This window comes from Xanthomonas cassavae CFBP 4642 (assembly GCF_000454545.1).
GTDB classification, from domain to species: domain Bacteria; phylum Pseudomonadota; class Gammaproteobacteria; order Xanthomonadales; family Xanthomonadaceae; genus Xanthomonas; species Xanthomonas cassavae.
On sequence record NZ_CM002139.1, the window covers coordinates 4,397,358 to 4,408,615 of the forward strand.

The 11,258-nt window shown below is 64.3% G+C and carries 13 protein-coding genes and 1 pseudogene; 6 read left to right on the forward strand and 8 right to left on the reverse strand.

The window, feature by feature from the left end; genetic code table 11:
* Nucleotides 1-107: 107 nt before the first annotated feature.
* The 3 genes from XCSCFBP4642_RS0119490 to XCSCFBP4642_RS25370 all read right to left on the reverse strand — a co-directional run bounded on the left by XCSCFBP4642_RS0119490 (nt 108) and on the right by XCSCFBP4642_RS25370 (nt 1,950).
* The gene (locus XCSCFBP4642_RS0119490; RefSeq protein ID WP_003484103.1) at nt 108-326 is read right to left on the reverse strand and encodes an HP1242/YdcH family protein; all 219 of its coding nucleotides are present in this window, start codon (nt 324-326) and stop codon (nt 108-110) included.
* 353 nt (nt 327-679) lie between these two features.
* Nucleotides 680-1,570 (reverse strand): OmpA family protein, encoded by an 891-nt coding sequence (locus XCSCFBP4642_RS0119495; RefSeq protein WP_029221248.1) that lies wholly within the window; start codon nt 1,568-1,570, stop codon nt 680-682.
* Entirely contained in the window at nt 1,567-1,950 is a 384-nt protein-coding gene (locus tag XCSCFBP4642_RS25370; protein ID WP_033898571.1) for a DUF4398 domain-containing protein, read from the reverse strand. Before XCSCFBP4642_RS25370 ends, XCSCFBP4642_RS0119495 begins: the two co-directional genes overlap by 4 nt.
* Nucleotides 1,951-2,048: 98 nt before the next feature.
* On the opposite strand from XCSCFBP4642_RS25370, the gene XCSCFBP4642_RS0119505 reads away from it, so the two are divergent.
* Nucleotides 2,049-3,182 carry a PilT/PilU family type 4a pilus ATPase gene (locus tag XCSCFBP4642_RS0119505; RefSeq protein ID WP_029221250.1) on the forward strand — a complete coding sequence of 378 codons (1,134 nt, stop codon included), beginning with the start codon at nt 2,049-2,051 and terminating at the stop codon, nt 3,180-3,182.
* 503 nt (nt 3,183-3,685) lie between these two features.
* On the opposite strand, the gene maiA is transcribed toward XCSCFBP4642_RS0119505, so the two are convergent.
* From maiA to XCSCFBP4642_RS30900, 3 genes and pseudogenes are all read right to left on the reverse strand, one after another.
* Nucleotides 3,686-4,348, reverse strand: coding sequence for a maleylacetoacetate isomerase (maiA, locus tag XCSCFBP4642_RS0119510; RefSeq protein WP_029221251.1), 663 nt, complete (start codon nt 4,346-4,348; stop codon nt 3,686-3,688).
* Between the two features lie 43 nt (nt 4,349-4,391).
* Nucleotides 4,392-5,381, reverse strand: a complete 990-nt coding sequence (locus XCSCFBP4642_RS0119515; RefSeq protein ID WP_029221252.1) for a fumarylacetoacetate hydrolase family protein — start codon at nt 5,379-5,381, stop codon at nt 4,392-4,394.
* A 189-nt stretch (nt 5,382-5,570) separates the two neighbouring features.
* Nucleotides 5,571-5,672 (reverse strand): annotated as a pseudogene (locus XCSCFBP4642_RS30900) (fumarylacetoacetate hydrolase); the annotation flags it as partial.
* A gap of 90 nt (nt 5,673-5,762) precedes the next feature.
* Here XCSCFBP4642_RS30900 and XCSCFBP4642_RS0119520 point away from each other — a divergent pair.
* The 3 genes from XCSCFBP4642_RS0119520 (at nt 5,763) to XCSCFBP4642_RS0119530 (ending at nt 8,167) form a co-directional block, all read left to right on the forward strand.
* On the forward strand, nt 5,763-7,151 hold the full coding sequence (locus XCSCFBP4642_RS0119520; RefSeq protein WP_029221253.1) for a DEAD/DEAH box helicase: 1,389 nt from the start codon (nt 5,763-5,765) through the stop codon (nt 7,149-7,151).
* A gap of 135 nt (nt 7,152-7,286) precedes the next feature.
* Nucleotides 7,287-7,640 carry a 6-carboxytetrahydropterin synthase QueD gene (gene queD, locus XCSCFBP4642_RS0119525; RefSeq protein WP_029221254.1) on the forward strand — a complete coding sequence of 118 codons (354 nt, stop codon included), beginning with the start codon at nt 7,287-7,289 and terminating at the stop codon, nt 7,638-7,640.
* 191 nt (nt 7,641-7,831) lie between these two features.
* Entirely contained in the window at nt 7,832-8,167 is a 336-nt protein-coding gene (locus XCSCFBP4642_RS0119530) for a phasin family protein (protein ID WP_029221255.1), read from the forward strand.
* A 166-nt stretch (nt 8,168-8,333) separates the two neighbouring features.
* Here XCSCFBP4642_RS0119530 and XCSCFBP4642_RS29730 read toward each other — a convergent pair whose 3' ends face one another.
* Nucleotides 8,334-8,678: a LysR substrate-binding domain-containing protein gene (locus XCSCFBP4642_RS29730; protein ID WP_200859715.1), complete on the reverse strand. Its 345-nt coding sequence runs from the start codon at nt 8,676-8,678 to the stop codon at nt 8,334-8,336.
* Nucleotides 8,660-9,253 (reverse strand): LysR family transcriptional regulator, encoded by a 594-nt coding sequence (locus XCSCFBP4642_RS29735; RefSeq protein ID WP_200859716.1) that lies wholly within the window; start codon nt 9,251-9,253, stop codon nt 8,660-8,662. Before XCSCFBP4642_RS29735 ends, XCSCFBP4642_RS29730 begins: the two co-directional genes overlap by 19 nt.
* A gap of 96 nt (nt 9,254-9,349) precedes the next feature.
* On the opposite strand from XCSCFBP4642_RS29735, the gene XCSCFBP4642_RS0119540 reads away from it, so the two are divergent.
* Complete coding sequence (locus tag XCSCFBP4642_RS0119540) at nt 9,350-9,916, forward strand: lactoylglutathione lyase family protein (RefSeq protein WP_029221256.1); 567 nt, start codon at nt 9,350-9,352, stop codon at nt 9,914-9,916.
* A complete protein-coding gene (locus XCSCFBP4642_RS0119545) occupies nt 9,894-10,913 on the forward strand; it encodes an IS5 family transposase (protein ID WP_029219295.1) in 1,020 nt (339 codons plus the stop codon). Before XCSCFBP4642_RS0119540 ends, XCSCFBP4642_RS0119545 begins: the two co-directional genes overlap by 23 nt.
* The last annotated feature ends 345 nt before the right edge of the window (nt 10,914-11,258 follow it).

Here is an 11,258-nt window from a genome sequence, read left to right on the forward strand (position 1 = left end):
CTCCCGCGAGGGAGCCGCCACTACAACGAAAGACGCGGACGGTGGCAAGCCGACGAGGAGGCCGCCACCGCCCGCGACGGTGAACTTGTTCTAACGATGGGGAAGGATCAGTGCGTGAGCTGGTCGTACATCCGGGTGAGCTTTTCTTTGGCCTGCAATTTTTCGCGTTTCATCTGGCCCAAGGTCACGTCGTCGATCGGGAGCACCCCGAGTTCGGCATCCATGCATTTCTTGTTCAATAGCTTGTGGCGTTGGTAGAGCTGCTTGAACTGGGGATCGGACTTCATCAGTGCATCGATTTCGGTCTGCGGTTGCCCTTCGAACATGGCGTTACCTCCTTCACTTAAAACAAGAACGCCCCGGCCGCGGGCGGCACGGGGCGCAGCTTGGGGATGGAAGACCCACCAGTCACGGCGGCAAAGGTGACAACGGCACACGAATTGGCGAGACCACCTGCTCTTCCATCACGTTGCGTCGCTGCGTGCCCTTGCGTCACTGGCCCGGCCCTCCGTACTTTCCGGGCCGCGGAGTTGCTGCCCGGAGGTACGACCCTACGCCGGTCGCGGAGGGGGTTCAAGGCCGAACCGACCGCTTTTGGCGTTTACCGCATCAATCAGTGACTGCGGTTCAACCGGGCGTCATGCCCGGGTTAAAAGACCTTAACTCCCAACCACTTGCATTACGGCGAAACAACGACCTCGGCTGCGCGCGTCTTGCTGGCGGCGGCCTTGCTGCCGATGACCTGCAGACGTGCACTGGCGACCCCGGCGGCCACCAGCGCGTCGCGCACCGCTTCGGCACGCTTCTTGGCGGTGGCAGCGTCGTTGTCGAAGCCGACGATGCTGACCCGGCCCTTCTTGCCGATGTTCAGGTATTCGGCCAGGGCCTTGGCCTGCCCGGCGGCATCGCCGGACAACGCCGCCTTGCCACCGAAGGCAGCACTACCCAGCGAGAAGACCTCGCCCCGGGTGTCGAACTTGGCGGGCGGCAGCTTGGCCCCGGCGACCAGTTCGGCTTCCTCGTGCGCGAGCTGCACGGCCTTCTGCTGGGCGGCGTTGAGCTTGGCGGTCTGCTTGCCGGCCACGCTGGTCAAGGCCAGCTCGGCATCCTGGCGGGCGAGGGTTTCCTGCTCGGCGGCCTGACGCATGCGCTCGGCCTCCTCGGCCTGGATCTGCGCCTGCACGCGCAGGCGCTCGGCCTCCTGGCGCGCGCGTGAAGCATCGCGGCGGCTGGCTTCGATCAGCAGATCGTTGCGGGTGCCTTCCAGGCGGTCGAGCTCTCGCCGCGCCAGTGCGGTGCGGGCGGTGAGTTCGGCGATTTCGACCCGGCGGTCGGCCAGGAACACCAGCTCGTCGCGGTCGCGGCGCTTGGCTTCGGCCAGCGCGGCCACGGTCTGCTGCGCCTGCAGACGTTCGTAGCGGGCCAGGTCACCGGTCTGCGGATCGCTCTGCAGCACGGCCAGGCGCCGGTTCAGCGCATCGACCTGCGGGTCGTCCTTGGCCGCAAAGGCCAGCGGCGCCAGTGTCGCCAGGCTCAACACACCCAGATACAGCAAGGGGCGCAGGTTCATCGGGCACCCTCCCCGGTGTTGAGGGTGATCTGCAGCTGCGCCACTTCCTTGCGGCGTTGCTCCAGCTGGGCGCTGACCACGGCCTCCTCGCTGCGCGCCTTGGCCAGGTCGGCATCGGCGGCGGCGCGCAAGGCCAGTTGCGGCACCTGCTTGCGCTGGCGCTTGTCCAGTTGCGCCTGCTGGGCCTGCATCAACTCCTGGCGGGCCAGGTTGACCAGATCCGGAGCGTATTGGTCGGCGTCGGCCTGGGTGGCGCGTTGCACCGCCTGTTCGGCGGCGGTGAGCTCCGGTGCCACCTGGGCGGCGGCCGGAGAGGAAAGAACCATGAAACAGGCGATGCCATACAGGGATCGCCGCAAGTATGCGAAGCTAGCCGTCATTAGGGGAGCCGTAGCGAGAAGTCTCGAGCACGGCCATTGTCGGAAGCCTGCGGCGGACTTGCAACGAGACGCTGCTGTTTGTTGGGGAACCATTGCGCATGGATATCGGCTACTTCCTGAAGCTGATGACCGAAAAGAATGCCTCGGACATGTTCTTGACCACCGGCGCGCCGGTCTACATCAAGATCGAAGGCAAGCTCTACCCGCTCGGCAATACGGGGTTGCCGCCGGGGATGGTCAAGAAAATCGCCTACTCATTGATGGACGAAGGCCAGGTACCGCAGTTCGAGCGCGAGCTCGAGCTCAACATGGCCATCGCCCTGCCCGATGCCGGCCGCTTCCGCGTGAACGTGTTCAAGCAGCGTGGCGAGGTGGGCATGGTGATCCGTGCCATCCGCAGCCGGATCCCGAGCATCGAAGAGCTCAACCTGCCGCAGGTGCTCAAGGACGTCATCATGACCCCGCGCGGGCTGGTGCTGGTGGTGGGCTCGACCGGCTCCGGCAAGTCGACTTCGCTGGCCTCGATGATCGACCACCGCAACAGCACCACCACCGGGCACATCCTCACCATCGAGGACCCGATCGAATACCTGCACAAGCACAAGATGTCGATCGTGAACCAGCGCGAGGTGGGCCTGGACACGCATGCCTTCCAGAGCGCGCTGAAGAATGCGATGCGCGAAGCGCCGGACGTGATCCTGATCGGCGAGATCCTGGACGCCGAGACCATGGAGGCCGCCATCGCCTTCGCCGAAACCGGCCACCTGTGCCTGGCGACGCTGCACTCCAACAATGCCGACCAGACCATCGAGCGCATCCTCAATTTCTTCCCGGAAAGCGCGCACAAGAACGTGCTGATGAACCTGGCGCTGAACCTGCGCGCGGTGGTCTCCCAGCGCCTGGTCAAGGGCGTGGATGGACGCCGCCGGCCGGCGACCGAAGTGCTGCTCAATACGCCGATGATCCGCGACCTGTTGCGTCGCGGCCAGGTACACGAGGTCAAGGCAGCGATGGAAGAGTCGCTGGAAGAAGGCATGCAGACCTTCGACCAATGCCTGTTCCGGATGGTCAAGACCGGCGAGATCGAGCAGGAAGAAGCGCTGCGTGCTGCCGATTCGCGTGACGGCCTGGCGCTGAAGTTCCGCCTGTCCGAAGGCGGCTCCGGCGAACACGACCCGTATGCCGATTACGAGGCGGCATCGGCACCGAAGATCAGCCACGGGTTTATCTGATTGATCGACGGCGAAGATCGGCGATCTTGCGGCGCTTAGGGCTGCTGGCGACTGGTGGTTGAGGGCCGAGCTCTGCGACTAGCGCCTCATTCACAACGTCGATGCGACGAACACCCTCATCCGGCGCTGCGCGCCACCTTCTCCCGCTTGCGGGAGAAGGAAGATCGGCGGCCAAGTGATGCTTCCAGGGTGCCGGCTCCGAACCCTTCAAACTTGCATTGCGACGTCGGCCCGGCGTGGCGACATCCGCCAGGATCGGATGCGTGGCTGATTGCCCTTCTCCCATACCACGGAAGAGGGTGCCCAAAGGGCGGATAAGTGGTTGATTGCCCTTCTCCCGTACCACGGGAGAAGGTGCCCGAAGGGCGGATAAGTGGCTGATTGCCCTTCTCCCGTACCACGGGAGAAGGTGCCCGAAGGGCGGATAAGTGGTTGATTGCCCTTCTCCCGTACCACGGGAGAAGGTGCCCGAAGGGCGGATGAGGGCTGCAGCGTTTTTGCCCTCACGCCACCGCATCCACCTGCATTTCGGGCCGTGCCGCATCGAAGGCCGGCAACGCCAGGCAGGCCTGCTCGATGCGTTGCAAGGTGGGATACGGTGCCAGATCGACGTCGAATCGGTGTGCGTTGTAGAGCTGCGGAATCAGCACGCAGTCGGCCAGGCCTGGTGCGTCGCCCTGGCAGAAACGCCCGGTGTGCGTATCGCGCGCCAGCTGCGCTTCCAGTGCGGCGAACCCGCGCTGCATCCAGTGCCGGGTCCACTGCAGGCGTTGCGCGGCGTCCAGCGCAAAGTCGCGCTCCAGCAGCTGGGTGACGCGCAGGTTGTTGAGCGGATGCACATCGCAGGCGATGAGTTGCGCCAGCGCGCGCACGCGAGCACGGTCGGCCGGCGCAGATGGCAGCAGCGCGGCGGTGTCTGCAAACGCGTCTTCCAGATACTCCAGAATCGCCAGCGACTGCGCGATCACCACGCTGCCATGGCGTAGCGTGGGCACCAGTTCCTGCGGATTGAGCTGCACGTAGGCCGGCGCATGCTGCTCGCCACCATCGCGCACCAGGTGCACTGGATGGATGAGGTGGTCCAGCGCCTTCAATTGCAACCCGATGCGCACGCGGTAGGCCGCGCTGGAGCGCCAGTACGAAAACAGCTCCAGGGCCGCGCTCATGGGTGGGCGCCGCTGCGGCAGCCCGGCGCCGCTGCAGACTGCGTCACGGCAGCGGCTGCCGTTCGACGCGCTGTTCGATCGCGCCGAAGATGCTGCTGCCGTCGGCGGCGAACATCTCGATGCGCACCTCGTCGCCGAAGGACATGAACGGCGTGCTCGGCGTGCCGTCGCGCAAGGTTTCCACCACGCGCTGTTCGGCGAAACATGACGCGCCCAGCGTGGTGTCCTGGTTGGCGATGGTGCCCGAACCCACGATGGTGCCGGCCGACAGCGGCCGGGTCCTGGCCGCGTGCGCCACCAGCTGGGCGAAGTCGAACTGCATGTCGTTGCCGGCTTCCGGTGCACCGAACCAGGCGCCGTTGACATGGGTCACCAGCGGCAGATGCACCTTGTTGCCGCGCCAGGCCGCGCCCAGCTCGTCGGGGGTGACGAACACCGGCGACAACGCCGAGCGCGGCTTGGACTGCACGAATCCAAAGCCCTTGGCGAGCTCGGCCGGAATCAGGGTGCGCAGCGAGACATCGTTGACCAGACCGATCAGCTGGATATGCGCGGCCGCCTGCTCGGGCGAGGCGCCCATCGGCACATCGTCGGTGATGACCACAATCTCCGCTTCCAGGTCGATGCCATGGTCCTCGCTGATCACCTTGATGGCATCGCGCGGTCCATAGAACCCGGCACTGGTGGCCTGGTACATCAGCGGGTCGGTGTAGAAGCTTTCCGGCACTTCCGCATTGCGGGCGCGGCGCACGCGCTCCACATGCGGCAGGTAAGCGCTGCCATCGACGAATTCGTAGGCGCGCGGCAGCGGCGCGGCCAGCGCCTGCGGATCCAGGTCGAACACGCCGTCGGCGCTGCCGTCCTCCAGCGCGTCGGCCAGGGCATTCAGGCGCGGCGCACTATTGCTCCAGTCCTCCAGCGCGCGCTGCAGGGTGGGCGCAATGCCGGTGGCACGTACGGCCTTGTTCAGGTCGCGCGAGACCACGATCAGGCTGCCGTCGCGGCCGCCTTCCTTCAGGGAACCTAGCTTCATGACCTTCCTGTGCAGTGACGGATCGGCCGATTGTACGACCTGCTGCAACATCCGTTACACCTGAAACAACTGACCCGCACCCCAACCGCTGGCAGGAACTTTTGTGCAGCGCGCCAATCGCGCGTACACTTGCCGGGTCTGCATGCGGCCGTCCGTTTCCCTTTGGGACCGCCGGCGAGGCCAGGATCGATCGATCGATCCGCTCGCCCGCCCCACCCGACGCCTTTCGTGGTGCCGACAAACCCATCGCGTCTTGATCGGGTTGATCCACCATCTCGCAGCGCGGTTCACGGGAACGCTCCGAGCCTCACCTTTTTGCATCTGCAATGCGTTTGCGCTCCGGGCCCGGCCTGGTGGCGACGCTTTACTTGGAGCTTCCTGATGTCTTTTGAATCCCTGGGCCTGGCGCCCTTCCTGCTGCGCGCGTTGGCCGAGCAGGGCTATGAAACCCCCACCCCGATCCAGCAGCAGGCGATCCCGCTGGTGCTGGAAGGCCACGACCTGCTGGCCGGCGCACAGACCGGCACCGGCAAGACTGCCGCGTTCGGCCTGCCGCTGCTGCAGCACCTGGGCACCTCGCCGCAGCCGGTCAATGGCCCGCGCAAGCCGCGCGCACTGATCCTGACCCCCACCCGCGAGCTGGCCACCCAGGTGCATGACAGCCTGCGCGGCTATAGCAAGTACCTGCGCATTCCCAGCGCGGTGATCTACGGCGGCGTGGGCATGGGCAACCAGCTCGACGCGCTGCGTCGTGGCGTGGACCTGCTGATCGCCTGCCCGGGCCGGCTGATCGACCATATCGAGCGCCGCAGCGTGGACCTGTCCGGCATCGAAGTGCTGATCCTGGACGAAGCCGACCGCATGCTCGACATGGGCTTTCTGCCGTCGATCAAGCGCATCCTGACCAAGCTGCCGCGCCAGAACCGCCAGACCCTGCTGTTCTCGGCGACCTTCGAAGAGAACATCAAGCAGCTGGCGCTGGAGTTCATGCGCAACCCGATGCAGATCCAGGTCACCCCGAGCAACACCGTGGCCGAGAGCATCACCCACCGCGTGCACCCGGTCGATGGCGCGCGCAAGCGCGATCTGCTGCTGCACCTGCTGGCGCAGGACAGCCGCGAGCAGACCCTGGTGTTTGCGCGTACCAAGCACGGCAGCGACAAGCTGGCGCTGTTCCTGGAGAAGTCCGGCATCAAGACCGCGGCGATCCATGGCAACAAGAGCCAGGGCCAGCGCATGCGCGCGCTGAGCGACTTCAAGGCCGGCCGCGTGACCGTGCTGGTGGCCACCGATATCGCCGCACGCGGCATCGATATCGACCAGCTGCCGAAGGTCATCAACTACGACCTGCCGATGGTGGCCGAAGACTACGTGCACCGCATCGGCCGCACCGGCCGTAACGGCTCCACCGGCGAGGCGATCTCGCTGGTGGCGCAGGACGAAGCCAAGCTGCTGCGCCAGATCGTGCGCATGCTGGGCCGCGATGTGGACATCCGCGACGTGCCGGGCTACGAGCCGCAGACCCCGATCCGCTGGGGCAACAGCGCGCCGGGCCGTGCCGAGCAGCCGGGTGGCGATCGCGCCCCGCGCAAAAGCCACGCCCGTCGTCCGCACGGCGATGCACCGCGTCAGGCGCATGCGCATGCCGGCCCGAAGAAGCCGGGCGGCCAGCGCAGCGGCGGGCCGCGTCAGGCCAATGCCGGTGCAGGCGCCGGTCGTCGCGATGGCGGGCGGGGCGGCAACGGCCGGCCGGCCAACCGCGGCGCCTGAGCGGTGAGCGTCGGTTGACCACAGGGGCCGCGATGCGGCCCTTGTTCTGTCCGCCGCGGCCTGCCCAGGCTTTTGCGTGATCCGGCGTCGGGCCGGCACGCGCCCTTCCCTCCCATTGTTTGCCGAATCATCGTCATGGACATCTTCAAGGTATTCACCCTGGAAGCCGCGCATCGGCTTCCCAACGTGCCGCCCGGCCACAAGTGCGCCCGCCTGCACGGGCATTCGTTCCGGGTCGAGCTGCATGTCAGTGGCGAACCGGGCGCCGAGACTGGCTGGATCATGGACTTCGGCGATATCAAGGCCGCCTTCCAGCCGATCTACGACCGCCTGGACCATCACTACCTCAACGAGATCGAGGGGCTGGAAAACCCGACCAGCGAGCGGCTGGCGATCTGGATCTGGAACCAGCTCAAGCCGGCCCTGCCGCAGCTGAGCGAGATCGTGGTGCACGAGACCTGCACCTCCGGCTGCCGTTATCGCGGTTGACCCCTGCGCAGTTGCTTGACCCGAAGCCGCCTGCCAGGCGGCTTTGTCGTTTCAGAACCACCGCCAAGCCGCTGAATTCAAAACAATCCGATCGACAGTTGGAAAAACTTCAGGAAACGTGTTGCATCGCAGCAATATCCGCGTATGCTGCAACGCAACAAACGGTCACGGCCTTCCCCGAGGGGTTCGCAATGTCGGCGCAGTTCGAAAACAGCTTCACCAGTCAGTTCGCGTCTGCCGCAGCACGTGCCAACCAGTTGGCGTTGGACACGCTGGAACAGAACGTCAACGCGACCACCAGCTTCTTCGGTGAGTTCGCGCAGGCTCGCGACCTGGGTGCCTACCAGACGCTTTGGCCCAAGGGCCTGCAACTGGCCCGCGACAACCTGGAACGGCTGGCATCGATCAACCAGGAAGTGGTCGGAATGGGATTGAAGATATCCAGCGCGCTTGGGCAGTTTGCCAAGCAGCAGTTCGATACCGGCAGCGAGACGGCCGGTGCGGCAGGCAAGACCCGGCGCAAGTAACGGCCACCAAAATTCAGCGTCTTTGCATGGGTCCCTCCCCCCGTGCGATCCGGCCCGACAGATCCCTCCCTCTGTTGGGCTTTTTTATGGTCCACGACCTCAGCCCGGCACCGGACCGAAGACGCCCAGGCGCACTGCGGGCGATCCAACCGTCGGCCGCCGACTTCTACGCTGATCGCTCAGGCTGCACTGCGCCGTGTTCTGCACGATGCCGATCGCACGCTGACATCGCCCTGAGTTGCTCCAGCACCCACTCGGCACGGGTCGAAAGCGGCCATTCCGCCCGGTGTATCAGCCAAAGCGTATCCACCACAGGCTCGCCACACTCGATTACCCGAATGGCCTGCGGCTGCGCGAAGGCGTGACGCGCGTGGCGGGGAATCACGGTGAAACCCAGACCACGGGCGACCGGTTCGAGAATCAGCGCGATCTGATTACTGAAGCCATGGCAAGGCACACTGCGAATGCCGGGATTGCCGGGAAAATGGCGCATCAGCAGGCGGGTGGCCATTGCCTGGCCTTCAGGGTGATCGATGAAGCCAGCCGCTCCAGATCCTGCCAGCCTGCCACTGCGGCATCGACCGGCACGACAAGCTCCAATGGCTCCTCGATAAAGGACGTGGCAGTCAGGCGCGGGTCGTCCGGCTTGCGCGTGACAAGTCCCAATTCATATTGCCTACCGAGGACCGCCTGGTGCGTTTCAGAGTCGGGGGCAAAACGATCACGGATGACCAACCCTGGGTGAGACTGCTGCAAGGTTAGCAACCGCGGATAGAGAGCGAGTCCCACGCTGCCGGGTGTGATGAGGCTGATTTCCCCGCTACGTGCGCTGGCGTCGGCGAGTCGAAGTTTCAGACGCCTGTCGGCCACCTCGATCTCGTCGCAGTACTCCAGCAAGGCCATGCCTGCGGGCGTCAGTTCGATCTGTCGGGGATGGCGAATCAACAATGGGCCGAATGCATCCTCCAGATGACGCACATGCTGGCTGACGACAGCTTGCGTCACACCCAACCGCTCTGCCGCACGCGTGAAGCCGCCTGTTTCGACCAATGTGGCGAAAGAGCGCAGCCAGTGCGGATTTTTCATAACGAACTTTTATCACGGCGATAAGGGCTTATTAGATCAAACGCAGGATGCATCCGCCTACGCTTGCGCACTTGTTTCCATCAAGAGGCCATCGTCATGTCCCCGACATTCCCCCGCAGTTTTTCGCACATCGGCCTGTCCGTGACCGATCTAGATGCCGCCGTCACGTTCTACACCGAGGTCATGGGTTGGTACCTGCTCATGCCGCCGACCACCATCAGCGAGGACGACAGCGCCATCGGCGTGATGTGCACTGATGTATTCGGCGAAGGTTGGGGCACGTTGCGCATTGCTCACCTGTCCTCCGGCGACCGCATCGGTGTGGAAATCTTCCAGTTCACCAATGCAGAAAGGCCTGCCAACAACTTCGAATACTGGAAGACCGGAGTGTTTCACTTTTGCGTACAGGATCCGGACGTCGAGGGGCTGGCCGCCAAGATCGTGGCCGCCGGCGGCAAGCAGCGCATGCCGGTACGCGCGTATTTTCCTGGCGAAAAACCGTACCGTATGGTTTACATGGAAGACCCGTTCGGCAACATCCTGGAAATCTACAGCCACAGCTATGAGTTGAGGGAACCTCTAAAAACCCCAGTATCCTGTCATCATAGACGTAATGCGATGCTAGCGGAGGGTGCTACAGATGATCAGTTTGTTCGCCGGTGAAGAACGTGATGCTAAACGTCAGCAATTGAGTGATCCGCTGGCCGTGTTGTCGCGTCACATCGACTTTGGCGGTATTGCCCGTGCGGTGGATGCGAGGCTGTCGCTCGGGCCGAAGGCCAAGGGTGGCCGGCCAGCGTGGCCGACTGAGGTGATGATCAGGGTGTTGCTGTTGCAGCAGTTGTACAACCTTTCCGACGATGCGTTGGAGTATCAGTTGCTGGATCGGCGTAGCTTCGTTCGGTTCGTCGGTCTGGAGAAGAGCGGCAAGGTGCCGGATGCGAAGACGATCTGGGTATGGCGCGAGCGGCTGAAGAACAATGACGTGATCGGAGATATCGATGCGGCGATCAGCGGACAACTGGCGCGCGCCGGTTACATTGCCCGTGGCGGGCAGATCATTGATGCCAGCATCGTCAGTGCGCCGATCCAGCGCAACACGCGCGAGGAAAACGCGCGCATCAAGCAGAACGACATCCCGGAGGATTGGAGCGATGCCAAGCGCGCGCAGAAGGACGTGGATGCGCGCTGGACGAGCAAGCACGGCAGCTCCTATTACGGTTACAAGTTGCACGCCAATGTCGATCGTCGCTGGGGATTCATTCGCGTGCACGAGGTCAGCAGCGCGAACGTGCATGACAGCCGGTACTTCGAGCGGTTGCTGGATGCGGGTAATACCGCACGCATACTTCGTGCCGATAGCGCTTATGCCGACCGGGACCGTGAAGCCCGCTTGAAGCAAGAGGGATATCGTGTGGACATCCAGCACAAAGGTACACGCGGCAACGCATTGAGCTCGGCCCAGCAGCGGCGCAATCAGCGCATCGCGAAAGATCGGGTGTTTGTCGAGCACGCATTCGCGCGACTGACGCAACAAGGTGGCAAGTGTCTACGCACGCTCGGCTTGGCACGTGCGAAGGTGGTCATCGGATTGAAGGTTGCCGGCCATAACCTGCTGCGTCTGGCACGATTGCAGCAGGCCGGGATGCGGCCGGTATGAATGCCGCAGGCCAGAAGAACGCCTCGCGCGCAGCGTCGGCGAGCTGAGAGCTTGGCCGACCATGTCAGCGATGTTTCCAAGCATCGTCACCTCCATGCATGCGCCACATCGACTCCGGCATGGTTATTCGAGGTGCCCTTGACTTATTCGGCTGGCGCCTACCAATAGGCGGTGCCGCCCACAGCCCTCGTCCACGTCGGGAGTAGCCCCTGGCCGCCAATGACTACTCGCCGCCGCGCACTCGCCAGCCATCCCTGGCGAGATCCGCATCGGCTGACGCATCTGTCCGGTTATGCCTGGAAGCGCTCCATCCGAGCTCAGTCCCACACCATCGACGTTGCCGTC